Origin of the sequence: Kitasatospora sp. NPDC048239 (genome assembly GCF_043202015.1) — a bacterium.
Classification (GTDB): domain Bacteria; phylum Actinomycetota; class Actinomycetes; order Streptomycetales; family Streptomycetaceae; genus Kitasatospora.
In genome coordinates this window covers 158,306-183,310 of record NZ_JBICZP010000001.1, presented here as the reverse complement: position 1 = coordinate 183,310, position 25,005 = coordinate 158,306, and the positions used below count along the sequence as shown (strand labels likewise).

At 73.9% G+C, this 25,005-nt stretch carries 22 protein-coding genes; 9 read left to right on the top strand and 13 right to left on the bottom strand.

Features of this window, described 5'->3' with window-relative positions:
• Positions 1 to 90: 90 nt before the first annotated feature.
• From ACGFZP_RS00795 to ACGFZP_RS00785, 3 genes are all read right to left on the bottom strand, one after another.
• Positions 91 to 1,401 (bottom strand): deoxyguanosinetriphosphate triphosphohydrolase, encoded by a 1,311-nt coding sequence (locus tag ACGFZP_RS00795; RefSeq protein ID WP_392927193.1) that lies wholly within the window; start codon positions 1,399 to 1,401, stop codon positions 91 to 93.
• 146 nt (positions 1,402 to 1,547) lie between these two features.
• Positions 1,548 to 2,540: an SGNH/GDSL hydrolase family protein gene (locus tag ACGFZP_RS00790; protein WP_392927191.1), complete on the bottom strand. Its 993-nt coding sequence runs from the start codon at positions 2,538 to 2,540 to the stop codon at positions 1,548 to 1,550.
• Positions 2,541 to 2,725: 185 nt separating this feature from the next.
• Positions 2,726 to 3,670 (bottom strand): PAC2 family protein, encoded by a 945-nt coding sequence (locus tag ACGFZP_RS00785; RefSeq protein WP_392927188.1) that lies wholly within the window; start codon positions 3,668 to 3,670, stop codon positions 2,726 to 2,728.
• A gap of 658 nt (positions 3,671 to 4,328) precedes the next feature.
• Between ACGFZP_RS00785 and ACGFZP_RS00780 the strand changes: the two genes are divergently transcribed.
• Together ACGFZP_RS00780 and ACGFZP_RS00775 are read left to right on the top strand one after the other, a co-directional pair.
• Complete coding sequence (locus ACGFZP_RS00780; RefSeq protein ID WP_392927185.1) at positions 4,329 to 5,051, top strand: GNAT family N-acetyltransferase; 723 nt, start codon at positions 4,329 to 4,331, stop codon at positions 5,049 to 5,051.
• A 169-nt stretch (positions 5,052 to 5,220) separates the two neighbouring features.
• On the top strand, positions 5,221 to 6,225 hold the full coding sequence (locus ACGFZP_RS00775) for a hypothetical protein (protein ID WP_392927182.1): 1,005 nt from the start codon (positions 5,221 to 5,223) through the stop codon (positions 6,223 to 6,225).
• Between the two features lie 50 nt (positions 6,226 to 6,275).
• Here ACGFZP_RS00775 and ACGFZP_RS00770 read toward each other — a convergent pair whose 3' ends face one another.
• From ACGFZP_RS00770 to ACGFZP_RS00745, 6 genes are all read right to left on the bottom strand, one after another.
• On the bottom strand, positions 6,276 to 6,800 hold the full coding sequence (locus ACGFZP_RS00770) for a ribonuclease domain-containing protein (RefSeq protein ID WP_392927179.1): 525 nt from the start codon (positions 6,798 to 6,800) through the stop codon (positions 6,276 to 6,278).
• Positions 6,801 to 7,058: 258 nt separating this feature from the next.
• Positions 7,059 to 9,767 (bottom strand): pyruvate, phosphate dikinase, encoded by a 2,709-nt coding sequence (gene ppdK, locus ACGFZP_RS00765; protein WP_392927176.1) that lies wholly within the window; start codon positions 9,765 to 9,767, stop codon positions 7,059 to 7,061.
• A gap of 563 nt (positions 9,768 to 10,330) precedes the next feature.
• Positions 10,331 to 11,437: a tRNA dihydrouridine synthase DusB gene (gene dusB / locus ACGFZP_RS00760; protein ID WP_392928282.1), complete on the bottom strand. Its 1,107-nt coding sequence runs from the start codon at positions 11,435 to 11,437 to the stop codon at positions 10,331 to 10,333.
• A gap of 244 nt (positions 11,438 to 11,681) precedes the next feature.
• Entirely contained in the window at positions 11,682 to 12,479 is a 798-nt protein-coding gene (locus ACGFZP_RS00755; protein WP_392927173.1) for a DUF4097 family beta strand repeat-containing protein, read from the bottom strand.
• A 2-nt stretch (positions 12,480 to 12,481) separates the two neighbouring features.
• On the bottom strand, positions 12,482 to 13,126 hold the full coding sequence (locus ACGFZP_RS00750; RefSeq protein WP_392927170.1) for a response regulator: 645 nt from the start codon (positions 13,124 to 13,126) through the stop codon (positions 12,482 to 12,484).
• Positions 13,114 to 14,343: a sensor histidine kinase gene (locus ACGFZP_RS00745; protein WP_392927167.1), complete on the bottom strand. Its 1,230-nt coding sequence runs from the start codon at positions 14,341 to 14,343 to the stop codon at positions 13,114 to 13,116. The genes ACGFZP_RS00750 and ACGFZP_RS00745 overlap by 13 nt, the downstream gene beginning before the upstream one ends.
• A 134-nt stretch (positions 14,344 to 14,477) precedes the next feature.
• Here ACGFZP_RS00745 and ACGFZP_RS00740 point away from each other — a divergent pair, with 134 nt between their 5' ends.
• Both ACGFZP_RS00740 and ACGFZP_RS00735 read left to right on the top strand, forming a co-directional pair.
• Entirely contained in the window at positions 14,478 to 15,026 is a 549-nt protein-coding gene (locus tag ACGFZP_RS00740; protein ID WP_392927165.1) for a hypothetical protein, read from the top strand.
• Positions 15,023 to 15,466: a hypothetical protein gene (locus ACGFZP_RS00735; protein ID WP_392927162.1), complete on the top strand. Its 444-nt coding sequence runs from the start codon at positions 15,023 to 15,025 to the stop codon at positions 15,464 to 15,466. The genes ACGFZP_RS00740 and ACGFZP_RS00735 overlap by 4 nt, the downstream gene beginning before the upstream one ends.
• Here ACGFZP_RS00735 and ACGFZP_RS00730 read toward each other — a convergent pair.
• Positions 15,457 to 16,374, bottom strand: a complete 918-nt coding sequence (locus tag ACGFZP_RS00730; RefSeq protein ID WP_392927159.1) for a helix-turn-helix transcriptional regulator — start codon at positions 16,372 to 16,374, stop codon at positions 15,457 to 15,459. The genes ACGFZP_RS00735 and ACGFZP_RS00730 overlap by 10 nt on opposite strands.
• 100 nt (positions 16,375 to 16,474) lie before the next feature.
• On the opposite strand from ACGFZP_RS00730, the gene ACGFZP_RS00725 reads away from it, so the two are divergent.
• Positions 16,475 to 18,040, top strand: a complete 1,566-nt coding sequence (locus ACGFZP_RS00725; RefSeq protein ID WP_392927156.1) for an MFS transporter — start codon at positions 16,475 to 16,477, stop codon at positions 18,038 to 18,040.
• 169 nt (positions 18,041 to 18,209) lie between these two features.
• Here the strand turns inward: ACGFZP_RS00725 and ACGFZP_RS00720 are convergent, their stop codons facing one another.
• Both ACGFZP_RS00720 and sigJ read right to left on the bottom strand, forming a co-directional pair.
• Complete coding sequence (locus ACGFZP_RS00720) at positions 18,210 to 18,617, bottom strand: RidA family protein (RefSeq protein WP_392927153.1); 408 nt, start codon at positions 18,615 to 18,617, stop codon at positions 18,210 to 18,212.
• Between the two features lie 93 nt (positions 18,618 to 18,710).
• Positions 18,711 to 19,595 (bottom strand): RNA polymerase sigma factor SigJ, encoded by an 885-nt coding sequence (gene sigJ / locus ACGFZP_RS00715; RefSeq protein ID WP_392927150.1) that lies wholly within the window; start codon positions 19,593 to 19,595, stop codon positions 18,711 to 18,713.
• 93 nt (positions 19,596 to 19,688) lie between these two features.
• On the opposite strand from sigJ, the gene ACGFZP_RS00710 reads away from it, so the two are divergent.
• The 4 genes from ACGFZP_RS00710 to ACGFZP_RS00695 all read left to right on the top strand — a co-directional run bounded on the left by ACGFZP_RS00710 (position 19,689) and on the right by ACGFZP_RS00695 (position 23,522).
• Positions 19,689 to 20,489: an SDR family oxidoreductase gene (locus ACGFZP_RS00710; protein WP_392927147.1), complete on the top strand. Its 801-nt coding sequence runs from the start codon at positions 19,689 to 19,691 to the stop codon at positions 20,487 to 20,489.
• A 256-nt stretch (positions 20,490 to 20,745) separates the two neighbouring features.
• Entirely contained in the window at positions 20,746 to 21,240 is a 495-nt protein-coding gene (locus tag ACGFZP_RS00705) for a hypothetical protein (protein ID WP_392927144.1), read from the top strand.
• A gap of 104 nt (positions 21,241 to 21,344) precedes the next feature.
• On the top strand, positions 21,345 to 21,923 hold the full coding sequence (locus ACGFZP_RS00700; RefSeq protein WP_392927142.1) for an NADAR family protein: 579 nt from the start codon (positions 21,345 to 21,347) through the stop codon (positions 21,921 to 21,923).
• A gap of 261 nt (positions 21,924 to 22,184) precedes the next feature.
• Entirely contained in the window at positions 22,185 to 23,522 is a 1,338-nt protein-coding gene (locus tag ACGFZP_RS00695) for a hypothetical protein (RefSeq protein ID WP_392927139.1), read from the top strand.
• A 58-nt stretch (positions 23,523 to 23,580) separates the two neighbouring features.
• Here ACGFZP_RS00695 and ACGFZP_RS00690 read toward each other — a convergent pair whose 3' ends face one another.
• On the bottom strand, positions 23,581 to 24,963 hold the full coding sequence (locus tag ACGFZP_RS00690) for a glycine--tRNA ligase (RefSeq protein ID WP_392927136.1): 1,383 nt from the start codon (positions 24,961 to 24,963) through the stop codon (positions 23,581 to 23,583).
• Positions 24,964 to 25,005 lie beyond the last annotated feature (42 nt).

Below are 25,005 nucleotides of genomic sequence, written 5' to 3'. Positions count from 1 at the left end.
GGCTTTCCCGCCGGGCTTTCCGGTGGCTCTCCGCCGGGCCTTCCCGTCAGGCCTCCCGCCGGGCCTTTCCGCCCCGCCCGGCGGGGACCGTCACGTCCAGGCCGCGCCGACCAGCCTGGCGTGCAGGGCCAGGGCGGAGGCGTCGGTGAGGGTGGCGATCTGGTCGATCACCGCCCGCAGGGCCGCGCAGTCGTCCTCGGCCTCCTCGTAGAGCGCGGCGAAGACCGGGTCCAGCCCCTCGGGGGCGCGCTGGGTGAGCACGTAGGCCAGCTCGGCGATCACGATCCGCTGGCGGGCCCGCAGCTGGGCCTGCTCGTCGCGCTGCATCACGTACCGGACGGCGACCGCCTTGAGCACCGCGCACTCCAGCCGGACGTCGCGCGGCACCACCAGCTCGGCCCCGTACCGGGTGAGCCGGCCAGGGCCGTAGCGGGCCCGGGTGGCCTGCTCGGCGCCCAGGCAGAAGCGGCCGATCAGCTGGCTGGTGAGGTCCTTCAGCCCGGCCCGGGCGCGGGCCGAGCCGTCGTACGAGCGGGGCCACCACTCCTGGGCGAGCAGCCGGTCCAGGGCGGCGTCCAGCTCCTCGGGCTCGGCGTCCGGGGCATAGCGCTCGGCGACCTTGAACAGCTCGGCGCGCTCGCTCGGGGCGCGCAGTGCGGCCGGGTCGATGTGGCCGGCCTGGAGGCCGTCCTCGACGTCGTGGGTGGAGTAGGCGACGTCGTCGGACCAGTCCATGACGGTGGCCTCGAAGCACTTGCGCCCGGTCGGGGAGCCGGCCCGCAGCCAGCGGAAGACCGGCAGGTCGTCGGCGTAGACGCCGTACTTGGGCGAGGCCGGGTCGGTGGGGTGGGAGCCCCGGCTCCACGGGTACTTGGTGGCGGCGTCCAGCGCGGCGCGGGAGAGGTTGAGGCCGACACTGCGGCCGGGCCAGGGCGCGAGCCGGGCCGGCTGCTCGTCCTGCGGGGCGAAGCGCTTGGGCTCCAGCCGGGTGAGGATGCGCAGCGACTGGGCGTTGCCCTCGAAGCCGCCGCAGGACTCGGCGGCCTGGTCGAGCGCCTCCTCGCCGGTGTGGCCGAACGGCGGGTGGCCGATGTCGTGGGCCAGGCAGGCGGTCTCGACGAGGTCCGGGTCGCAGCCCAGTGCCGCACCCAACTCCCGGCCGACCTGGGCGCATTCGAGCGAGTGGGTCAGCCGCGTACGGGGGAAGTCGCTGCGCATCGGGGCGACCACCTGGGTGGTGCCGGCGAGGCGGCGCAGGGCGGCGGAGTGGAGCACGCGGGCGCGGTCGCGCTGGAACGCCGTCCGGCCGGGGCGCTTGTCCGGTTCGGGCACCCAGCGGGCCTCGGCGGCGTGGTCGTACGGGGTCGGGGCGGCGGTGGGGCGGTGCGCGGTGTCGTCCATATGCCAATCACGGTACGCCGAGGCTCCGACACCCGAGGTGAGCCGCGCGCGAAGGGGCGCGGGCCGGGGCGTGAACCCTTGGCCGTACGCCGGCGGGGGCCCGGGCGGCGGCGCTGGCGGCGGGCGCCCTGGGCCCGGGGCCCGCCCTAACCCCGGACGGCCTTCAGGACGGCGGCGGCCAGGCCCTGCTGCCCCTGGGCGTTGGGGTGGATGGCCGCCAGGCCGGGGGCCGGGAACGGCGGCTCGACCCAGCGGGCGGCCTCGCCCGCGCACATGTCGTGGCCGACCGAGGGCGCGGCGGCGTCCACGAAGACCGCGCCGGCCGTCTCCGCCCGGCGTCGGAGCATCGCGTTCAGCTGCTGTTCCTTCTCGACCAGGAAGCCCAGGTCGGCGGCGGCCACGGCGGCGCCGAGCACCGGCGCGCAGCCGCCCGGGTCGGCGGGGAGCAGCCCCGGGTAGCCGACCACGTAGACCCGGGCCTGCGGGGAGCGGCGCCTGATCTCCTGCAGCACCTGGCCCAGCCGCTCACCGGCCGCGTCCACCTTGCGCTGCACCTGGTCCGCGCCGGCTCCCGCGGAGTAGTGGTCCCGGCAGGGCGCCGCCGCGCGGCCGGAGCCGACCAGGCCCTTCACCGCGTCCACCAGGTTCTCCTTGGCGCACTGGCCGACGACCTCCATGAACCCGGCGTCGTTGCCGCCGATCCCCACGGTCACCAGGCGGGTGGCCGGGGAGAGCGCGTCCAGCTGCGGCGGGTTGGCCACCCCGCCGTCGGTCTGCTGGGCGCCCGTCAGGTCGCCGGTACGGGCGCCGCTGCAGCTGACGTCGCGGAACTGCTCCTGCGCCAGGCCGAGCGCCTTGGCCACCAGGGACGGGTAGTTGACGGCGGAACGGGAGCAGCCCTTCGGCTCCCCCACCTGCGGACCGAGCTTCAGGCCCGCCGTGTAGGAGTCCCCCAGCGCGACGTACGGCCCGGTCGGGGGCGGGGTCGGGGTCGGCGTCGGGCCGGTCGAGGTGCGGCCCGGCAGGGCGCCGCCGAAGCCCTTGGCCTGACCGCCGTCCGCGTCGCCCTGGCCGGTGCAGCCGGCCAGCAGCAGGGCGGCCAGCCCGGCCGTCATTACGGCGGTCGAGCGCCTGGGCATCAGCACGAAGTCCCCCCGGGGGTAGGAGTATCAGAAGTGTTCTCCGGACGGCGGCCCGTCCCCCGGGCACCTCCCGCCCAACGAACGACGCTGCCCGATGACTCCCGACCCCCGGGAAATTTTCCGGGCCTTGACCCCGCCCCGACCAGGCCTTGACCCGGCCCCGTCCTGCTCCGGGCCGGCGCCTACTCCGGTCCGCGCTCGTGCTCGGCCAGGAACTCCTCGAAACGCCGGCCCAGCTCGTCCGCGGACGGCAGGTCGACCGGCTCGGCCAGCAGGCTCTCCCGGCCCTCGGCGCCCGCGACCGCGTCGTACTGGCCCTCCATCCCCCGGATCGCCGAGCGCAGCTCGCCGTCCCCCTGGGCCAGCTGCTCCTCGATGTCGGCGTACACCTCGCCGACCCGCTCGCGCAGCCGCATCCCCGGCAGCACCAGGCCGGTCGCCGACTGCACCGCCTCCAGGATCAGCACCGCCGCGGCCGGGTACTCCGAGCGCGCCACGTAGTGCGGCACGTGCACGGCGAAACCGAGGACGTCGTGCCCGGCCTCGGCGAGCCGGTACTCCAGCAGCGCCTGGGCGCTGCCCGGCACCTGGGCCTGCTCGAACCACTGCGGGTACCCGGCGGCGAGGTCCAGCCTCGTCCCGTGCGGGGTCAGGCCGACCGGGCGGGTGTGCGGCACGCCCATCGGGATGCCGTGGAAGTCGAGCGTCAGCCGCACCTCGAAGCGCTCGACCAGCTCGCGGACGGCGGCGATGAAGCGCTCCCACTCGACGTCCGGCTCGGGCCCGCTGAGCAGCAGGAACGGCGAGCCGGCCGCGTCGTGGACGAGCTGCAGGAGGATCTCCGGCGGCTCGTAGGTGGACCAGTGCTCGCGGTCGAAGACCATCGCGGGCCGGCGGGCCCGGTAGTCGACCAGCCGGTCGTGGTCGAAGCGGGCCACCACCTGGGGCTCGCCCTCCTCCAAGAGGTGGGCCACCACCTGGCCGCCGGCCTCGCCGGCGTCCATGAAGCCCTCGAAGTGGTGGAGCAGGACCAGGCCGGCGCCGGTGTCGCCCAATGCGGCGTTCGCCGCGGCCACGGCGTCCACACCCTGCTGATCCAGCTCGTACAGCGCCTGGGGATCACGCACCGCGCACCCAACCCCGATCTCTACTCGTCACCTGCGTTCCTCTCGTCCAGCGTGCCCGGCCCCGCCGGAATTCCCGGCACCGCCGGCCATCGTCGCGGCCGCGCCCCGGCGACCGCCCGGAGCCCCGCTGGAAGGGCTCCCCGACCATGATCGCACTCGGCGGGAAATCCGCTGGTCACAGGCGTTCGGCGGCCCTTCCGGGCAGGCGCCGGGGAGACCCGCGCGCCCATTCGTGTGCCGCGAAGTGACGCACCGCCTTCTGGCGGGTATCGTCCTCTCGCTGCCTCGCATCGTCGCGTCGTCGTCACGTCGTCCGTAACGCCGTCGATCACGTCCCGGCCCGGTGCTCGGCCAGCCACCCACGACGCATCTTGCCTTCACCTGGCCGCCTGCTTCCCTTCGCGCTCTCGTTTCCTCTTCGGCCATTTCGCGGACGCACACTGTCCCCTCGCTCATCCCGCCGGACCGGTCCGTGGACCCGTGTCCGTTCCGGCACCGCGTGCCCGCCTCCGGGCCGCCGCCCCCGCCCCGTGCACCGGACCTCCGGCCTGCACGGGTACCCGGCGGCGGAGTCCGGGCGGGGCGAACGTCCAGAGCCGCCCACGCCGCAACCCCGGCGCGGAAGGCATCCTCCGACCGCCGAAGGACCGAAGGTTCCGTGCCCGTACCTGTCATCCTCACCGGCCGCACCGTGCGGCTGGAGCCCCTCGCCGCGCACCACGCCGAGGCCCTTGCCGGGGCCGGCGCCGAGGACCGTACGACCTACGCCTTCACCCCCGTCCCGCACGGCCTGGAAGCGGCCCGCGACTACATCTCGCGCGCCCTCGCCGACCAGGCCGCGGGCCGGTCGCTGCCGTTCGCGACGGTGAGTGCCGCCGACGGCCGGGTGGTCGGCTCCACCCGGTTCCTGGAACTCGACTACTGGCAGGGCCCGGTGGTCTGGCCGCCGGTGCCCGGGGTGCCGTTCGGCGATCCGGCCACCGCGGTGCCGGACGCCGCCGAGATCGGCAACACCTGGCTCTCCCCGCGCGCCCAGGGCACCGGCATCAACACCGAGGCCAAGCTGCTGATGCTGCGGTACGCCTTCGAGGAGTGGGGGGTGCAGCGGATCTCGCTGCGCGCCGACGCCCGCAACCTGCGCTCCCGGGCCGCCATCGAGCGCCTCGGCGCGACCTCCGAGGGCGTCCGCCGGGCGCACTCGCGGGGCCTGGACGGGGTGGTGCGCTCCACCGCGTTCTACTCGATCCTCGACTCGGAGTGGCCCGCCGTGCGGGACATCATCGAGCTGCGGATCGCCGCCGCCACCTCGCCGAGCGCCCCGGACCGGGCGATCAACCAGGAGTGCCTTAGACACGGCGGCGGCCGGCTGATCACGGCCTGAGGGTCGCTCCCGCTCCACCGGTGGCGGCGGCTCCGGGTGTCCTGGCGAGGTCGGGCGGAGGTCGGCCCCGGCCCGCCGCACCGCCCGGCGGCTCGTCAACATCCTTGTCGCCCGTCCCCCCACGGGCGATGTTTCGCATACATCCGACCCGGGTGGGCACTACCGCGACATGACCCGTCCCGATCGTGTCGACCGGATCGACCCGCTGCTGCTGCTCGGCGCCGACCAGCAGCACATCGCCACCCGCGCGCAGCTGCGCCAGCTCGGTGTGCCGTCCGGCACGATCGCCCACCGGCTGCGACCGGGCGGGCCCTGGCAGCAGGTGCTGCCCCGGGTGATCCACCTGCAGAACGGCCGGCTGACCGCCCATCAGCGGCTGCGGGCGGCCCTGTCCTACGCGGCCCCCAAGGGCCGGGCGGCACGGGCCGGGGAGGTGCTGCTGACCGGGGTGGCGGTGCTGGCCCACGCCGGACTGCCCAGTGCGGGACACCCCGCCGACCTGGCGGAGGTCGACGTGCTGATCCCCGGCGCCCGCCGGGTCGCGGACCGGGCCTTCGTCCGGATCCACCGGGCCGCCGGCCCGATGCCGGCCGGCTTCGAGCGGGACGACGGGCTGTGGAGCACCACGGTCGCCCGGGCGCTGGCCGACCTGGCGCCCCGGGGCGCCGGGCAGCGCCGGTTCCGGGCGCTGTGTGCGGAGGCGGTACAGCGGCGGCACTGCGAACTCGGCGAACTGATGGAGCAGTTGCTCGCCCGGCCGGGCGCCCTGGCGCTGCCCCCGGTCGCCCGGGTGGTGGAGGAGCTGGCGGCCGGGGTGCGGTCGGTGGTCGAGGGCGAGGCCCGCGAGCTGGTGCGCGAGTCCGGCCTGCCCGAGCCGCTGTGGAACCCGGTCCTGCACCTGGACGGCCGCTTCCTCGCCGTCCCGGACGCCTACTGGCCGCACGCCTGCGTGGCCCTGGAGATCGACTCCCGGGCCTGGCACCTGCGCCCGGCCGACCACGAGAACGGCCTCGCCCGGGCCAACCGCCTCACCGCCGCCGGGCTCCCGGTGGTCCGCACCACCCCGACCCAGCTGCGGCGCGATCCGGCCCCCGTGCTGCACGAGCTGCACACCCTCCTCGCCACCGGCCCGCACGGACCGCACGCCCGCCTCACCTGGCGCCGCGCCCGGTGAGCGACCAGGGCCTGCCCGGCCGGCCCCGCCGGGCGGGCGGCGCCGGACGCTCAGCAGCGGGGGTCGATCTCCTGGAACGAGGCGTAGTGGTCGGCCGTCCAGTACTGCTCGCCGGAGGTGCCGGTGACCACCCGGCGGGCGCCGCGGTCGTTCGAGCCGGGGGTGACGACGGTGTACTCGTGGTAGTAGCCGGTGGCCTTGCGCGGAAGGCGGTTCTCGCGGTTCTCGAAGACGATGCCGTCCGAGCGGTACGGGTACGGGCCGCCCCTGGCGATCAGGCCGAGGGTGTCGAGGGCCTGGCCGGGCAGGCCGGTGCGGCAGACGTCGGCCAGCGCGGGGTCGGTGGGCACCCAGACGACGGCGCCGGCCGGCGGGGAGGACTTCGGGGCGCTCGGCTTCGGGGCGCTGGGCTTCGGCACCGCCGAGCCCGCGGAGGCGGCGGAGGCCGTCGGAGCGGACGAGGCGGCGGCCCCGGAGTGGCTCGATCCGTTGTCGGAGAGCAGGTACCCGGCCGCCGCGGCGAGTACGCAGAGCAGGACGGCCACAACGGCGTAGAGGCGGTTTCTGCTGGTCATGGGCCCAGCTTCGCAGCCGCCCCGGGTGCGGCCCGGCAACCGCGCGGGTGGTCGTCGCCACACCCGGCCGCGTGCGGACATGCGTCCGGGGCGGGGACGGACGCCATTGTCCGTCCCCGCCCCGGCTGCGTTACGTACGCCGGTTCTCCTGCGCCGAGCTCCGGTGTACGCCCTCCCGGTGGGAGGGGTGCGGTCAGCGATGGGACCGCGCTGGGGCGGGCCCTCCCGGCCGATGCCTGGTCGGGAGGGCTGCCGCCGTCAGCGCGAGTCGCTGCCCGCCGTCTCGATGGCGGCGCGGCCTGCCTCCAGGCGCGCCACCGGGATCCGGAAGGGGGAGCAGGAGACGTAGTCCAGCCCCACCTCGTGGAAGAAGTGCACCGACTCCGGGTCGCCGCCGTGCTCGCCGCAGACGCCGAGCTTGAGGTCGGGGCGGGTGGCCCGGCCGGCCTCGACGGCGTGCTTGACCAGCGCGCCGACGCCGTCCCGGTCGATGGTCTCGAACGGGGAGACCCCGAAGATGCCCTTCTCCAGGTAGGCCGTGAAGAAGGAGGCCTCCACGTCGTCCCGGGAGAAGCCCCAGACCGTCTGGGTGAGGTCGTTGGTGCCGAAGGAGAAGAACTCGGCGGCCTCGGCGATCTGGCCCGCCGTCACGGCGGCACGCGGCAGCTCGATCATGGTGCCGAGCTTGATGTCCAGCTGGACGCCGGTGGACTGGGCGACCTCGGCGAGCACCCGCTCGCACTCGTCGCGGACCAGCTCCAGCTCCTGGACGGTGCCGACCAGCGGGATCATCACCTCGGGGCGCGGGTCCCCGCCGGCCAGCCGGCGCTCGGCGGCGGCCTCGGCGATGGCGCGGACCTGCATGCCGAACAGGCCGGGGATGACCAGGCCGAGGCGCACCCCGCGCAGACCCAGCATCGGGTTCTGCTCGTGCAGCTTGTGCACGGCCTGGAGCAGCCGCAGGTCGTTCTCGTTCGGGTCCTTGCGGGCCTCGGCGAGGGCGACGCGCACCGACAGCTCGGTGATGTCGGGCAGGAACTCGTGCAGCGGCGGGTCGAGCAGGCGCACCGTCACCGGCAGCCCGTCCATCGCCTGGAAGAGCTCCAGGAAGTCACCCTTCTGCAGCGGCAGCAGGGTGGACAGGGCGAGCTCCCGGTCCTTGTCGTTGTCCGCCAGGATGAGGTGCTCGACCTCCTTGCGGCGCTCCTCGCCGAGGAACATGTGCTCGGTGCGGCAGAGGCCGATGCCCTGGGCGCCGTAGCGGCGGGCGCGCCCGCCGTCCTCGGAGTTGTCCGCGTTGGCGCGCACCGCGAGCCGGCGGCGGACGTCGGCGTGCGACATCAGCCGGTGCACGGCCTGGACCAGGCCGCCCTGGACGTCGGCGCCCGCGTGCAGGGTGCCCTCGAAGTACTCGACCACCGGGGACGGCAGGACGGGTACCTCGCCCAGGTAGACCTTGCCGGTGGCGCCGTCGATGGAGACGACGTCGCCCTCCTCCAGCACCAGGCCGTCGGAGGTGGTCATCCGGCGGCGCTTGGTGTCGACCTCCAGCTCCTCGGCACCGCAGACACAGGTCTTGCCCATGCCGCGGGCGACGACGGCGGCGTGCGAGGTCTTGCCGCCGCGCGAGGTGAGGATGCCCTCGGCGGCGATCATGCCGTCCAGGTCGTCCGGGTTGGTCTCGCGGCGGACCAGGATGACCTTCTCGCCGGAGCGCGACCACTTCACCGCGGTGTAGGAGTCGAAGACGATCTTGCCGATCGCGGCGCCGGGCGAGGCGGCCAGGCCCCAGGCGATCTGCTTGGAGGTGGAGTCCGGGGCGAAGCGCGGGAACATCAGCTGCGAGAGCTGGCCGCCGGTGACCCGCATCAGGGCCTCGTCCAGGTCGATCAGACCCTGGTCGACCAGCTGCACGGCGATCCGGAAGGCGGCGGCGGCGGTGCGCTTGCCGATCCGGGTCTGGAGCATCCAGAGCTTGCCGCGCTCGATGGTGAACTCGATGTCGCAGAGGTCGCGGTAGTGGTTCTCGAGCTTCAGCATGATCGCCATCAGCTCGTCGTACGACTTCTTGTCGAGCTGCTCGAGGTCGGCGAGCTGCAGGGTGTTGCGGATGCCGGCGACGACGTCCTCGCCCTGGGCGTTGGACAGGTAGTCGCCGTAGACGCCGACGGCACCGGTGGAGGGGTCGCGGGTGAAGGCGACACCGGTGCCGGAGTCCTCGCCGAGGTTGCCGAACACCATGGTGCAGACGTTGACCGCCGTGCCCAGGTCGTTCGGGATGCGCTCCTGGCGGCGGTACAGGCGGGCCCGGTCGCCGTTCCAGGAGTGGAAGACGGCGTGGACGGCGAGGTCCATCTGCTCGCGCGGGTCCTGCGGGAAGTCCCGGCCGGTCTCGCGCTGGACGATGCCCTTGAACACCTCGACCAGTTCCCGGAGGTCGGAAGCGTCCAGGTCCAGGTCGTTGGTGGTGCCCTTGGCGTGCTTGGCCTCGTCCAGGGCCTCCTCGAACAGCTCGCCGTCGACGCCCAGCACGGTCTTGCCGAACATCTGGACCAGGCGGCGGTAGGAGTCCCAGGCGAAGCGCTCGTTGCCGGACTGGGCGACCAGACCGGTCACCGAGACGTCCGAGAGGCCGATGTTCAGGACGGTGTCCATCATGCCGGGCATGGAGAACTTGGCACCGGAGCGCACGGACACCAGCAGCGGGTTGTCCGCCTGGCCGAGCTTCTTGCCCATCTCCTGCTCAAGGGCTTCCAGGTGGGCGCTGATCTCCTTGTGCAGCGAGGCGGGCTCGCTACCGGTCTCCAGGAAGACCTTGCAGGCCTCGGTGGTGATGGTGAACCCCGGAGGGACGGGGAGGCCCAGGTTGGTCATCTCGGCCAGGTTCGCGCCCTTGCCGCCAAGAAGATCCTTGAGGTCCTTGTTTCCTTCGGTGAAGGAGTAAACAAACTTCTGCTGGGACGGCACGGGTCGGTCTCCTCGCACACGGTTGCCCTGACGCCGGAGAACATACCCATTTCGAAGGCACTTCCGCGCCGCCAATAGGGCGTACGCCCCCCGTACCCGGCGGTAACCCGACAGATCTAATGCACGTAAAGGCGTTCACCTCTGTTGGTGAAATCGTCCGGATGACGCTAGCTAGTGTTCAACTCTTGAACGCGAGGAAACCGGAAGATCACATAAGGGGGACGGAGGGTAGCGGTCGTGCGCCCGCCGTGTTGCCCCGGCTTGATTTCCTGCACCCGGACCGGCCGATCCGCACCGATCCCCTTCGGGAAGCGATTCAGCGCCGACCTGTCCATTTCGTCCTCTGAGTGGGTGTCAGTCGCCAGCGTATGTGGCAAGAGTCACCAGCGCATCCCAGTGGCTGAACGTAGGCCGCCTCGGCCAATCGTCGCACTCCGTCCAGAAACGTGCCCGTTCCGTGACATCGCTGCGCCGAAAAGGAGCCCTCTTGTCCAGATGGGACAAGAGGGCTGGGACGGGGTGGCAGTCGACCCCGCGCGGGCATTTTTGCCGCTACGGACAGATCATCCGCCGGAGGTGTCCGATTCGGCGTCAGAGCTCGGCAGAGCGCAGTCATACGGATCGTCCAACCAGCCCTCGGGCAGAACCACCCGGTTGTTGCCCGCGGTCCGCCCGCGCGGGCCGTCCGCGCCCGCCGGCCAGAGCTGGGACTGCTCCACCATGGACAGGGTTTCGGCCAGTTCGGCCAACGAGGAGGAGTTGGCCAGCCGGACCCGGAGCTCGGAGCCGACCGAGAAGCCCTTGGTGTACCAGGCGACGTGCTTGCGGAAGTCGACCACGCCGCGCACCTCGTCCCCCATCCACTCGCCGAGCAGCTGCGCGTGGCGCACCATCGCCCGGGCGACGTCGGCGAAGCTCGGGCGGGCGTGGTCGACCTCGCCCTCGAAGATCGCGACCAGGTCCTTGAACAGCCACGGCCGGCCCAGGCAGCCGCGACCGACCACCACGCCGTCGCAGCCGGTCTCGCGCATCATCCGCACGGCGTCCTCCGCCGACCAGATGTCCCCGTTGCCGAGTACCGGGATGTGCGCCGGGACGGACTCGCGGAGCCGGGCGATCGCCGACCAGTCGGCGGTGCCGCCGTAGTGCTGGGCGGCGGTGCGGCCGTGCAGGGCGATCGCGGACACGCCCTCCTCGGCGCCGATCCGGCCGGCGTCCAGATAGGTGAGGTGGTCGTCGTCGATGCCCTTGCGCATCTTCATGGTGACCGGGAGGTCCCCCGCGTTGGCCACGGCCTCGCGCAGGATCTCGCGCAGCAGGTTGCGCTTGTACGGCAGCGCCGAGCCGCCGCCCTTGCGGGTCACCTTCGGGACGGGGCAGCCGAAGTTGAGGTCGATGTGGTCGGCCAGGCCCTCGTCCGCGATCATCCGGGCGGCCTTGCCGACGGTCACCGGGTCCACCCCGTACAGCTGGATCGAGCGGGGCTTCTCGCTCGGGTCGAACCTGATCAGCTGCATGGTCTTGGCGTTGCGCTCGACCAGGGCCCGGGTCGTGATCATCTCGCTCACGTACAGGCCCTTGCCGCCGCTCTGCTCGCGGCACAGGGTGCGGAAGGGCGCGTTGGTGATGCCGGCCATCGGTGCCAGCACGACGGGCGGCCACACCTGCATCGGGCCGATGTTCAGCGGCGCGAACCCGGCGCTGGTCGCGGCGGCGGACGCGGTGGTGGTCGCGGCGCCGGACGCGGTGCCGGTCGCGGTGGTGGCGGGCGTGGCTGTCATGCGCGGCTGACCTCGGGAACGGGGGCTGGGGACTCTCCATTGTCCCCCACCCGGCGCAGGGCCCCGATCGCCCGGCCCCGGCCGCCCGTCCCGGCCCCGGCCGCTCTGCCGCGACCGCTCCGCCCCCGACCGCTCAGTCGTCCGCCGCGCTGACGATCACCGACCCGGAGCCGGCCGAGAGCCGGACGGTGTTCGCACTGGTCGGGTCGACCAGGTCGGTGTCGATGTGGCGGTTGCCCGAGCCGGTGTTCCCGAAGAAGGAGCCGGCGGCCCCGGTGAAGTTGTACTTCGTCTGCGCGGGAAGGACGAGCGACAGGGCACCGGAGGTGACGCCGATGTCCACCGCCTTCGGCTGCTGTGCGAAGGTCAGCCGGACCTCGCCCGAGGTGGTGCCCACCTCCACCCGGGAGGAGGCCAGGCCCCCGCCCCTCACCTCTCCGGAGGTGGTGCGCACCGACACCTGCCCGGAGAGGTCGGCCAGCTCGACCGCCCCGGAGGTGGCCTCCAGCCGGACGTCACCGCTCAGGCCCCGGACGGCGACGCTGCCCGAGGAGCCCTTGCCCGTCACCGAGGCCGCCGCCGGCACCTCCAGGTCGAAGGACGCGCCGCAGCCGAAGTCCGCGACCGGCAGCACCTGGTTGCAGCGCATCCGGACGATCAGCACGTCGCCCTCGAACACGGTCGAGACGACCGGCCTGCGCACCGTCCAGTCCAGGTCCTGGCGGACCAGCACCCGCCCGTCCCGGCCCGGCCTGATCCGGACCGCCGCGCTGCCGGTGTCCAGCTGCACCCTGGTCACCCCGACGTGGTACGTCCGCGAGGACACCGCCTTCTGCTGCACCACCACCGCCCAGGTCTGTACGGCGCCGAACGACACCGCGACCACCAGGGCGAGCGTCCCGGTGATCCGCCACGCACGAGCCCCCCGCACCGCTACCCGACCTCCAGGAACCGCAGCACCGCCAGCACCCGGCGGTGGCTGTCGTCGGCCGGCGGCAGGTCGAGCTTGGTGAAGATGGAGCTGATGTGCTTGGCCACCGCGCTGTCGCTGACCACCAGGGCGGTGGCGATCGCGGCGTTGGAGCGGCCTTCGGCCATCAGGCCGAGCACGTCCCGCTCGCGCGGGGTCAGCTTCTCCAGCGGGTCCCGGTGGCGGCGGACCAGCAACTGGGCGACCACCTCCGGGTCCAGCGCGGTGCCGCCCTCGGCGACCCGCTGCAGGGCGTCCACGAAGTCGTCCACGTTGGCCACCCGCTGCTTGAGCAGGTAGCCGACGCCGCTGGTGTTGGTGGCCAGCAGGTCGGCGGCGTAGCGCTCCTCGACGTACTGGGAGAGCAGCAGCACCGCCACCTCCGGCCACTGCCGGCGGATCAGCAGCGCGGCCCGGACCCCCTCGTCGGTGTAGCCGGGCGGCATCCGGACGTCCGCCACCACGACCTTCGGCCGGTGCTCCTCCACGGCGGCGAGCAGCTCCTCGGCGTCGCCGACCGCGGCGACCACCTCGAAGCCCACCGCCTCCAGGACCTTGACCAGTCCTACCCTGAGCAGGACCGAGTCCTCGGCGATCACAGCGCGCACGGCAACTCCACGGTGATGGTGGTGGGCCCCCCGAGGGGGCTGAGAACGGACAGCGTGCCGTCGACCGAGGCGGCGCGCTTGCGCAGGCCGGTCAGCCCGGTGCCCCGGGCCGGGTCCGCGCCTCCCCTGCCGTCGTCGCTGATGACCAGGCTCAGCCGGCCGCCGGCCGTCCGCACCGAGAGGACGACCCGGGAGGCCCCGGCGTGCTTGGCGACGTTGGTCAGCGCCTCGGAGACGGTGAAGTAGGCGACCGCCTCGACGGTCGGGGCGATCGGCTCGACGAGATGGACGTCCAGGCGCACCGGCAGCGGGGAGCGGGCGGCGATCCCGGACAGCGCCGCGTCCAGGCCGCGGTCCTCCAGGACGGCCGGGTGCAGGCCGCGGACCAGGTCGCGCAGCTCGTCGATGGCGGCCTGGGCCTCCTCGTGCGCGTCCACGATCACCTGCAGGGCCTCGGGCGGGAGGTCCTTGAGGGTGCGCCGGGCCAGGCCCAGGTTCATCGCGAGCGAGGTGAGCCGCTGCTGGGCGCCGTCGTGCAGGTCGCGTTCGATCCGGCGGCGCTCGGCGTCGACGGCGTCGACCAGGCCGGCCCGGCTCTCGGCGATCTCCTCGACCCGGCGCTCCAGGGCCTCCGTGCGGCCCGGGCCGAGCAGCCGACGGGCCGCGCCCTCCTCCAGCCCGGCCAGCAGGGCCGCCGCCCAGGGTGCGGCGAACAGCAGCAGGGCGCCGACGAGGGTGAGCGGGATGTCCAGCACCAGCCACAGCTCACGCACCGGGCTGGAGTGCGGCATCGTCCAGGCCCAGCCGAACACGGTGGACATCGCCAGGCCCGCGCCCCAGGCGTAGAGCACCACCGCCGCGCCGGCCGCGAGCAGCGGGGCGACCAGCAGGTGGTAGGCGACCATCCGCCAGTTCACGCCCGTGCGCAGCCTGGTCAGCAGGCCGGCCGGGATGTCGGTGGACCGCAGCAGCGGCGGCACCTCGACCCCGCGCAGGGCGCGCAGCCGGCCGCGCTGGGCCATCGTCAGCACGCGCAGGCCGAGCAGGACCAGGCCGAGCAGCGGGAGGAGGGCCTTGGAGGTGGCGAGGGCCGTCCAGACCGGCAGGGCCATCGGGATGCCGGCGGCTATGAAGCGGGTGTCGCGCCACGCGCCGGCCGACCACGGCGGCCGCCCGGCGCTCCTGGCGAGCGCGCGGCGCAGCGTGGTGGAGGGCATGACCGACAGCGTAGAGCGCGGTGATCGACCACCACCATGAAGGGGTGTGCAGGCCGGGGGTGTAGCTGGGTACACCCCCGACTCGGTGCGGCGCACTACCGACACCGGCCGCTCCGGACGGAAGTCTTGACGGTATGACGAGCACCGCATCGCACTCCGCCACCCCGCCGCCCGGCAGGCCCGCCTCGCCGCGGTTCCCCGCGAGCGCGGGCGCCGACGACCTGCTGCCGGTCGGCCCGTGCGGGCCGTGGTCGGTGCGCAACGTGCGGGCGGGCCGCAGCCGGGCCGCGATGGAGGTGTACGAGCACGGCGAACTGGTCGACGTCCTGGTCGCCGCCCGGCTGACCCCGCAGTTGCTGCGCGGCGCCCGGCGCGGTGCGGTCGACGGCGGGCGGGCGCAGGCGTACGCGCTGGCCTGGGGCCGGCTGCCGCAGGACGGTCGGCCGCCCGTCGTGGGGTTCACCGCCGGGCGGTTGCGCTGGCCGGGCCGCCCGGCCCGCGTCACCGGGGCCGACGTCCTCACGGTGGCCGGGGAGTTCTGGCTGGCCTGGGCGGCGGGCCCGTTCGACGGCGTCCTGGTGGAGTACCCGGGCGGGTGTGAGCGGCAGTCGCTCGGGCGGCTGCGGCGGCCGTCCGGCCGGGCCGTCGGGTCGGCCTCCGAGGTGCTGGGGGGCGCCGCGTGAGCACCGCCGTCCTCGCGGTCCGACCGGGCCCGACCGCCCGGCCGGGCGCCTTCGCGCCGGCTGCCCCTGCTCCTCTCACCCGCGCTCTCACCCGCCGTCTCACCCGCGCCGAGCGGGTGCCGGCGCTGGCGGCGCTGGCACTGCTGCCGTGGCTGGCGGTGCTGGCCGTCTGCCACGAGACCGCCTGGGTCGTCCTGGACCTGTTCGAACTGGCCGCCCTGCTCTGGCTGGACGCGCTGCTGCGCCGCCGCAGCCCGGCCGTCCACCTCCCCGCCGCCGCGATCGCGCTGCTGCTGGCCGGCGACGCGCTGGCCGACATCGGCACCGCCGGCTCCGGCCTGCCGCTGCTCGCCGCCCTGGTGATGGCCCTGGGTGTGGAACTCCCGCTGGCCGTCCTGTGCCTGGCGCTCGCCCGCGGTACCCGGTCCGCTCAGAGCTGACCGGGCAGCCGCCCCATCAGCGCCCTGGTCTCCTCGTCCCGCGGGGTGTACGCGATCATCCGGGAGCCCTGCCGCGGGCCGAGCCAGAAGCTGGTGTAGTTGCAGCGCAGCACGCCGACGCCCGGGACGTGGAAGCGCTTGAGCCCGTTGCCCGGCCGCTGGACGTCGTGCCGCTGCCAGGCCGCCTCGAAGTCCGGCGACGCCTTGCGCAGCCGGCCGAGCAGCGTCTTCCAGGCCGGTTCGGCGCTGTGGTCGGCCATCGCCGAACGGAACCTGGCCACCATCAGGTCGCGCTCGCTCTCGTGGTCCACCAGCACCTCGCGGAACCGCGAGGGCGTGAACGCCAGCCACATCATGTTGCGGTCCTCGAACGGCAGCGCGGCCAGGTCGCCGACGATCCCGGTGAACTGCGCGTTGTACGCCAGGACGTCGTAGCGGGTGTTGACCACCCCGGCCGGGTACGGGGACATCTGGTCCAGCACCAGCCGGACCGCCGGGGTGACCGTCGGGCACTCGACCACCGGGGCGGGGTCGTCCGCGCCGGCCAGGGTGAACAGGTGCGCCCGCTCGCTCGGGTCGAGCAGCAGGGCGCGGGCCACCGCGTCCAGTACCTGGGTGGAGACCTGGATGCCCCGCCCCTGTTCGAGCCAGGTGTACCAGGTGACCCCGACCGAGGCGAGCTGCGCCACCTCCTCGCGGCGCAGGCCCGGGGTGCGGCGGCGGCCGGTCGGCGGCAGGCCGACCTGCTCGGGTGCGATCCGCTCGCGGCGGCTGCGCAGGAAGGCGGCCAGCTCGTGCCGCCGGGCCTCGGCGGGGGCGACCGCGGGGTTCGCGGCGGGAGCGGCCGCGGGGTTCGCGGCGGGGGTGCGGACGGGGGCGGTGCCCGCGGCGGCGGTGGTCAGGCTCATCACCCCAGCATGGGGCACCCGGAACCCTGTTTCCAGGTACTTCTTATACCTGGATAACCACACTCTGGTACCCGGGTAGCGACGGCCCGATCGTAGGACCGTGACCCGACAACTCGCCGCCCCCAAGACCACCGTCGCCCTGGCCCCCCGCCCTGCCGGACCGGCCGCCGCCACCCCTGGCGCCGCTCCGCTCCCCGTCCCGCCCGGTGCCGTATCCGCCGGTGCCGCCTCGTCCGACACCGCTTCAACTGACACTGCTTCGGCTGCCGCCGCTTCGCCCGGTGCGGCCGCGCTCAGCACCGCCGGGCTCGTCACCGTCCTGCTCGGGGCGTTCCTGCCGATGCTCGACTTCTTCATCGTCAACGTGGCGCTGCCGACCATCGACCACGACCTGGCCGCCGGCCCCGCCGTGCTGGAGCTGGTCGCCGCCGGGTACGGCATCGCGTTCGCCGTCCTGCTGGTGCTGGGCGGCCGGCTCGGCGACAACTTCGGCCGGCGGCGGCTGTTCGTCGTCGGCGCCGCCGCCTTCGCGCTGACCTCGCTCGCCTGCGGGCTCGCCCCCGGCGCCTGGTCGCTGGTCGCCGCCCGGGCCGCCCAGGGCGCCTCGGCCGCCCTGCTGATCCCGCAGGTGCTCGGCACCATCACCGCCGCCACCCACGGCGCCCGGCGCGGCCGCGCGCTCAGCGTCTACGGCGCGGTGGGCGGCATCTCGGTGGTGATCGGCCAGGTCCTCGGCGGGATGCTGGTGGCCGCCGACCTGTTCGGCACCGGCTGGCGCTCGGTCTTCCTGCTGAACGTCCCGTTCGCGCTGCTCGCCCTGGTGCTCGCCGTCCGGTACGTGCCGGAGAGCCGCGCCCCGAAGGCCGCCCGGGTCGACGTGCCCGGCACCGTCCTGCTCACCGCCGCACTGCTGTCCCTGCTGCTCCCGCTGATGGAGGGCCGCGCCGCCGGCTGGCCGCTCTGGTCCTGGCTGCTGCTGGCGCTGTTCCCCGTCTTCGCCACCGCCTTCGCCGTGGTCGAGTACCGCGCCGAGCGCCGGGGCGACACCCCGCTGGTGCCGCCGTCCCTGCTGCGGATCCCCGAGATGCGGCGCGGACTGGGCATCGCCCTGCCGTACTTCGGCGGCTTCGGCGGCTTCATGTTCGTGGTGGCGGTCGCCCTCCAGCAGGGCCTGCACCTGGGACCGGTGGCGGCCGGCTGGGCGCTCGTCCCGATGGCCGTCGGCTACTTCGCGGCCTCGCTGTCCGGCCCCCGTCTGATCGGCCGGTTCGGCAGCCGGGTGCTGACCGCCGGCGCCGTCGTCCAGGCCCTGGGCCTGACCACCCTGGCCCTCACCGTGCTCGCCGACTGGGCGCACTTCTCCCCGCTGCGGATGGCCCCGGGCGTCGCCCTCGCGGGCATCGGCCAGGGCCTGATCGGCACCCCGCTGTTCCGGGTGGTCCTCTCCAAGGTCCCCGCCGAGCGGGCGGGCGTCGGCAGCGGCGTCCTCGCCACCAGCCAGCAGGCCAGCCTCGCGCTGGGCGTCGCCACCCTGGGCACCCTCTACCTGGCGCTCGCCCCCGGCCTGGGCATGGACCGCGCCCTCGCCCTCGTCCTGGGCATCCAGCTGCTGGGCTCTTTCACCATCTTCTACCTGACCACCCGGCTCCCCCGCTCCATCGGCTGACCCCGGAGAACCCGCCGGGTCGCCTGCCACCCGCGGTCCCCCACCCACCGGTGGGGGCCGCGGGTCCGCCTTTTCCGGGGGCGGCGACAGCCGACGGCACCCCCGCGGACGCGGCGGGGGGGGGGGGGGGGGGGACGGCCCCCCCCCCCCCCCCGGGCCCGGTGTGCGGTCAGTCGAGGACGGCGGCGACGGCCTCGATCTCGACCAGCTGGTCGTCGTAGCCGAGGACGGTGACGCCCATCAGGGTGCTCGGCACGTCGTGGTCGCCGAAGGCCGCGCGGACCACCTTCCAGGCGGCCACCAGGTCCTGCCGGCGGGTGGAGGCCACCAGGACGCGGGTGTTGACGACGTCCTCCAGTTCGGCGCCGGCCGCCGCGAGGGCGGTGCGCAGGTTCTCGACGGCCTTGGCGGCCTGGCCGGGGTAGCTGCCGACGGCCGCGGTGGAGCCGTCCGCGTTCAGCGGGCAGGCGCCGGCCAGGAAGATCAGCCGGGCCCCGGCGGGCGCGGTGGCCGCGTAGGCGTACTCGGCGACGTCGGACAGGGCGTCGGAGCGGATCAGGGTGATGGCACGGGCCATGGTCGTCCCCCTCGGGTCGGGTGGTCGGTGGGAATCCGGTGGCCATCCTGACAAGGGCCGCCCGGGACGCGCGCCCGATTAACCGGGGCGCCGTCAGGCATCGAGGCCGCCCAGGTCGAGCCCGGCCAGCCGCTCGGGGTCGGTCAGCACGTCGATGGCGACGATCAGGCCGTCCAGCACGGTGAAGGCCATGACCGAGACCGGCCGACCCTCGACGACCACCACGACGCCGGCCGCCCCGTTGACGAGCGCCGGGCGGACGAACGGGGCGAGGCTGCGGTAGGTGACCGCCTGACTGGCCACCGTCCGGGCGCCGTTGAGCACGACGGAACCGCGGGCCCGGCCGGCCGCGCCGTCGGCGCGCAGCACCACGTCGGGGTCGAGCACGGCGACGAGCGCCTCGAAGTCGCCCTCGCGCGAGGCGGCGAAGAAGGCGTCGACCGCCGCCCGTTGGCGGGACCGGTCCGGGTCGGGCGCCGGCGCCTGCCCCTGGACCCGTCGCCGGGCGCGGCTCGCCAGCTGACGCGTCGCGGCGGTGGTCTTCTCGATCACCGGGGCGATCTCGTCGAAGGGCACCGCGAACATGTCGTGCAGGACGAAGGCGATCCGCTCGGCCGGGCTCAGCGACTCCATCACGACCAGCAGCGCGAGCCCGACCGAGTCCGCCAGCAGCACCTCCTGTTCGGGGTCGACCACGCCCTCGCGGCCGATCACCGGATCGGGCATCCGGATCTCCAGCGGGTCCTCCCGCCGCTGTTCACGCGCGCGCAGCTGGTTCAGGCACAGCCGTGTCACCACCGTGGTGAGCCAGCCTCCGAGGTTCTCGACGTCGCTGGTGTCGGTGCGCTCCAGGCGCAACCAGGCCTCCTGGACGGCGTCCTCGGCCTCGCTGAGCGAGCCGAGCATCCGGTAGGAGACGGCGCGCAGGTGCGGCCGGTGCTCCTCGAAGCGTTCGGTCAGAAGCTTTTCGGCGTCCACGTGTCACATTCCTTCGCCGCTCGGGGTCATAGCTGCAGAACCACAACGGATACCACCGGAAGATCAACTCCCGCGAGCGAATCGGAGACGACCATGACCTCCCCCATCCTGGTAACCGGCGGAACCGGCACGCTCGGCCGCCACATCGTGCCGCTGCTGCGGGCGGCCGGCCGCGAGGTGCGGGTGCTCAGCCGGCACGGCCACGCCGCCGGGGACGGTGTCCGGTACGTGGTCGGCGACCTGCTCAAGGACGAGGGTGTCGAGGCCGCGGTGGACGGCGTCGAGACCGTGCTGCACCTCGCGGGCGGCGCCAAGGGCGACGACCAGGCGACCGCGCACCTGGTGCGGGCCGCCCGGCAGGCCGGGGTGCGGCACCTGGTGTACATCTCGGTCATCGGTGCGGACCGGCTTCCGCTGGGCTACTTCCGCTCCAAGCACGGCGCCGAGCAGGCGGTGGCCGACTCCGGCATTCCGTGGACCACCCTGCGGGCCGCCCAGTTCCACGACCTCGCGCTGAAGACCGCCGCCGCGATGGCCAGGCTGCCGGTCGTCCCCTCGCCGGGCGGACTGCGGTGGCAGCCGGTCGACTCGCGCGACGTGGCGGCCCGGCTGGTGGAGCTCGCCCTCGACCGTCCGGCCGGGCTGGTGCCCGACCTCGCCGGACCGAAGGTGTACGGGCTGGGCGAACTGGTCCGCGGCTACCTCCGGTCCCAGGGCAGGCGCCGCCCGCTGCTGCCGGTCCGCGTTCCCGGCAAGGTCGGCCGCGCCTACCGCGCCGGCGACAACCTGACGCTCCAGGGCGCCGAGGTGGGCCACCGCACCTGGGAGGCCTTCCTCGCCGAGCGGTCGGGCGCCTCCGCGCGGCCGTCCTCGGCGGCCGAACCGATCGGGTGAGCGGGAAAGGAAGCGCCTCCCGAATCGGATTTCGACCGGAGGCGCCAATCCTTCGCGGGATCGGGTCAGACCCCCGGCCATCCCGCCCCACCACGTCGGACCTGGACGGCTACTCCCCTCCTGCTACGGGCAGTTCGGGGCCAATGACAGGTATCCGATCATAGAAGTCACATCTTTTCGTGTACGGTTTATCAATTTCCTGAGCGGGGAGTTCTACGGTCGCCCCTGCATGTGAATTCCTTCCAGGAATGGAAATATGATGAACCACCTCAAGAAGCTCTCCCTCGTGCTCGTGACGGGAGCGCTGGCCCTCGGCGGCTCCCTGGCCGGAGCCACCGCACACGCCGAGCCCACCGGCGCGGGCGCCAAGTCGGCGGCCCAGGCCTCCGACACCCGGGCGGTCATGCGGCCGCAGGCGGACGCGCACTTCTACCCGACGTCCACGATCCGCCGGAACGAGGCCTGGACGTCGGGCAACGGCCGCGCCATCCTGCGGGTCCAGGAGGACGGCAACTTCGTCCTCTACAAGGACAACCACGCCGCCTGGCAGGCCCCGGGCGCCTGGCCGAACGGCGATCACGCCGTCATGCAGCAGGACGGCAACTTCGTCCTCTACGACCGCAACAACCACGCCCTGTGGGCGTCCAACACCCAGAACCGGGGCGCCTACGTCGCCGTCCAGGACGACGGCAACGTCGTCGTCTACAACGGCAACAACCAGCCGCTGTGGGCCACCAACACCGGGGACTGACACCCCCTTACCGCTCCGGGGCCCGGCCGGCCCCGGAGCACCCCGCCCTGGTGGCCGGGCAAATCCGCTGGCCCGCCCGGCCGCCTTTGGGTCAGAATGACGATATGACGAAGATGCAGCCGGGGACCGTACTGGAGGCCCGTGACCGAACGGCACTGACGGCGCTGGTGGAGTCCGGCGCGGAGCCCAGGTGGCTACTGTTCTGGGGCCATCGGCCGCAACCGGACGGCTCCCCCGGGCCCGGCACCCTGAGCCAGTGGTGGCCCGGGGCGTTCACGGTGGACGGCGTCGAGTACGCGACGGCCGAGCACTGGATGATGGCCGGGAAGGCCCGGCTCTTCGGCGACGACGAGATCGTGCCGCGGATCCTCGCGGCGCGCACGCCGGCCGAGGCGAAGAAGCTCGGGCGGCTGGTCCAGGGCTTCGACGAACGGGTCTGGACGGCCAAGCGGTTCGAGCTGGTGGTCGAGGGCAACGTGGCCAAGTTCGGGCAGGACCAGGCGCTGCGCGCGTACCTGCTGCGGACGGGCGGCCGGGTGCTGGTCGAGGCCAGCCCGCTGGACAAGGTCTGGGGCATCGGCCTGGCGGCACACGACGAGCGGGCGCGGCGCCCCGGGCAGTGGCGCGGGGAGAACCTGCTGGGCTTCGCGCTCATGGAGGCCCGGGCCCGGCTGGCCCGGTGAGCCCGGTCGCCCCGCCGCCGGACGCCGCCGGGGACGCGGACCGGCGCACGGGCGGGTGCACGGGCGGGTGCACGGGCGGGTGCACGGGCGGGTGCGCGGGCGGGTGCGCGGCGACCGGCGCCCTGTCCGCCGCGATCACCGCCTGTGCGCGCCAGGACGCCAGTCGCAAACCACTGGACGCACTGCCGTAACGCAGTCGCCGTATCGCAACGCCAGGATGTCCCGCAGTCAGGGTCGAGATGACAGGGCGGGGCGATCACCGTGCGGATCAGGCAGGCAGCACAACCGGCGCGACAGACAGCGGAAACGGAGCAGGACGCGCTCGAACTCAGGGCCGAGCTGGACGAGTTACTGCGGGCCAGGCAGTACGCGGGCCAGCGCGAACGACGGCTCGCCGAGGCCGTCCGGACCGCGCCCGACCAGCAGCTCCCGGACGGTGAGGTGCTGCGCCAGCTCGCCCAGGCCCGGACGCTGCGCGAGGGCCTGGGCGAGCGCTGCATCGAACTGAGCGAGCAGCTCAAGGACTTGGAAATCCGGCTCAGGCAGCCGGCGCCCCGCCGGGCGATCCCTCAGCAACCCACCGGAGCCCGCTTCGGGGGCGCGTACAGTGAGGCGCACGCCCCCTCAACGCCTCCAGCTCCCCCAGCCTCCCCGGCTCCCCCGGCACCGCAGCCGACGGCACCGGCACCGGCCACCGGGGCCCGCTTCGGCCCGGCGCGCCCACCCGCCGCCGAGCCCGACGGACCGGCCCCCACCGGGGCGCCCAAAGCCCGGTCGTCCAAAGCCCGGACACCGCAGGCGCCGCCGCCACCGCCGCCCGCACCCGAGCCGCCCCGGCGCCGCTCCCCCGCCGAACTCCTCGCCCTCGCCGAGCGGATCACCACCCTGCACCGCCAGGGCGCCACCCGGGAGCCGACCGCCCTGATCGAGCAGGCCGCCGTTCTGCTGGCCCCGCCGGACACCGCCCGGCTGGCCGCACTGCTCGCCCGGAGCGGACCGGTCGGCACCTCCGTCCAGCTGGCCCGGGCCGTCGCCCAGGGCTCCCCGGACCAGGCCGCCGCCACCCTCGCCGAGCTGCGCCAGGCCGGGTCCGCCGAGGAGGCCGCCGAACTGTTCCACACCCTCTGGTCCTACCCGGCCGCCGCCCTGCCCGGGCTGCTCGCCGCCCTGGAACGCACCGGGCAGCACGCCGACGGCGCCACCCTGCTCTGGGAGTGGGGCTCCGCGCCCACCGCCGAGATCGCCGACCTGGCCGCCGCGCTCCAGCGGGCCGGCCGGACCGCCGACGCCCGGACGCTGCTGCGCCAGGCCGCGGGCCGGCCCACCGCCGACCTCACCGCGCTGGCGACCACACTGGCCCCGCCACTGCCCGCCGTCCTGCTGCACGAGCTCGCGGCGCTCCGCCCGCCCGCCGAACTGGTCCGGCTCGCCGCCGCACTGGACGGCCGGCCGGAGCTGTACGACGAGCTGCTGACCGCGCTCACCGCCGACGAGGGCCGCCACCGCACCACCCTCGCCGCCCTGCGCACGGCCGGGCTGCCCACCACCCCGACCGCCCCGGCGCGCTCCCGCTGGGGCCGCCGCCAGGACAGGGCCTAGCACGGCAGGAGCCCCCGCCCGCCCGAAGGCGAACGGGGGCTCCTGGGCAGCCGACTGGTCAGCAGCCGATCAGACGCGCCGCCAGGTAGGACTTCACCTGGTCCAGCGAGACGCGCTCCTGCGACATGGTGTCGCGGTCGCGCACCGTCACGGCGTTGTCCTCAAGGGTGTCGAAGTCGACGGTGACGCAGAACGGCGTGCCGATCTCGTCCTGGCGACGGTAGCGCTTGCCGATCGCACCGGCGTCGTCGAACTCGACGTTCCACGCGGTGCGCAGGTCGGCGGCGAGGCCGCGGGCCTTCGGCGAGAGGTCGGCGTTGCGCGACAGCGGCAGCACCGCGACCTTGACCGGGGCCAGGCGCGGGTCGAGCCGCATGCCGACGCGCTTCTCCATGACGCCCTTGGCGTTCGGGGCCTCGTCCTCGAAGTAGGCGTCGATCAGGAAGGCCAGCATGGCGCGGTTGAGGCCCGCCGCCGGCTCGATGACGAACGGGAAGTACCGCTCGCCGGACTCCTGGTCGAAGTACTTGAGGTCCTGGCCGGAGGCCTCGCTGTGCACCGTCAGGTCGTAGTCGGTGCGGTTGGCGACGCCCTCCAGCTCCGAGAACTCCTGGCCGCCGAAGTTGAAGCGGTACTCGATGTCCACGGTGCGCTTGGCGTAGTGGGAGAGCTTCTCCTTCGGGTGCTCGAAGAAGCGCATGTTCTCGGTCCGCAGGCCGAGGTCGACGTACCAGTCCCAGCGCTGCTGGAGCCAGTAGTCGTGCCACTGCTCGTCCTCGCCCGGCTTGACGAAGAACTCCATCTCCATCTGCTCGAACTCGCGGGTCCGGAAGATGAAGTTGCCCGGGGTGATCTCGTTGCGGAAGCTCTTGCCGGTCTGGGCGATGCCGAACGGCGGCTTCTTGCGCGAGGTCGTCTGCACGGCCTTGAAGTTGGTGAAGATGCCCTGGGCCGTCTCCGGGCGCAGGTACGCCAGGCCGCCGGCCTCCTCGGTGACACCGAGGTGGGTCTTCAGCATGCCCGAGAACTCCTTGGGCTCGGTGAAGGAGCCCTTGGTGCCGCAGTCGGGGCAGTTGACGTCCTTGAGGCCGTTGGCCGGCGGGTAGCCGTGCTTGGCCTCGTACTTCTCCTCCAGGTGGTCGGCCCGGTGGCGCTTGTGGCAGGAGAGGCACTCGGTCAGCGGGTCGTTGAAGGTGGCGACGTGGCCGGAGGCCTCCCAGACCTCGCGGGCCAGGATCACCGACGAGTCGAGTCCGACGACGTCCTCCCGAGCCTGGACCATCGCGCGCCACCACTGGCGCTTGATGTTCTCCTTGAGCTCGACACCCAGTGGCCCGTAGTCCCAGGCGGCACGGGTGCCGCCATAGATCTCGCTGCAGGGGTAGACGAAGCCACGGCGCTTGCTCAGGCTGACGATCGTGTCGATCTTGTCGGCGGCCACAGTGCTCTCTTCAGTACGACGGCACGGTCAGGGCACGGCTGG

Excerpts from the sequence above, each read along its gene's own strand:
- ACGFZP_RS00795 (WP_392927193.1), bottom strand. The coding sequence starts at position 1,401 with ATGGACGACACCGCGCACCGCCCCACCGCCGCCCCGACCCCGTACGAC.
- ACGFZP_RS00790 (WP_392927191.1), bottom strand. The coding sequence starts at position 2,540 with ATGCCCAGGCGCTCGACCGCCGTAATGACGGCCGGGCTGGCCGCCCTG.
- ACGFZP_RS00775 (WP_392927182.1), top strand. The coding sequence starts at position 5,221 with ATGACCCGTCCCGATCGTGTCGACCGGATCGACCCGCTGCTGCTGCTC.
- ACGFZP_RS00770 (WP_392927179.1), bottom strand. The coding sequence starts at position 6,800 with ATGACCAGCAGAAACCGCCTCTACGCCGTTGTGGCCGTCCTGCTCTGC.
- dusB (WP_392928282.1), bottom strand. The coding sequence starts at position 11,437 with ATGCAGGTGTGGCCGCCCGTCGTGCTGGCACCGATGGCCGGCATCACC.
- ACGFZP_RS00745 (WP_392927167.1), bottom strand. The coding sequence starts at position 14,343 with ATGCCCTCCACCACGCTGCGCCGCGCGCTCGCCAGGAGCGCCGGGCGG.
- ACGFZP_RS00740 (WP_392927165.1), top strand. The coding sequence starts at position 14,478 with ATGACGAGCACCGCATCGCACTCCGCCACCCCGCCGCCCGGCAGGCCC.
- ACGFZP_RS00730 (WP_392927159.1), bottom strand. The coding sequence starts at position 16,374 with ATGAGCCTGACCACCGCCGCCGCGGGCACCGCCCCCGTCCGCACCCCC.
- ACGFZP_RS00720 (WP_392927153.1), bottom strand. The coding sequence starts at position 18,617 with ATGGCCCGTGCCATCACCCTGATCCGCTCCGACGCCCTGTCCGACGTC.
- ACGFZP_RS00710 (WP_392927147.1), top strand. The coding sequence starts at position 19,689 with ATGACCTCCCCCATCCTGGTAACCGGCGGAACCGGCACGCTCGGCCGC.
- ACGFZP_RS00705 (WP_392927144.1), top strand. The coding sequence starts at position 20,746 with ATGATGAACCACCTCAAGAAGCTCTCCCTCGTGCTCGTGACGGGAGCG.
- ACGFZP_RS00700 (WP_392927142.1), top strand. The coding sequence starts at position 21,345 with ATGACGAAGATGCAGCCGGGGACCGTACTGGAGGCCCGTGACCGAACG.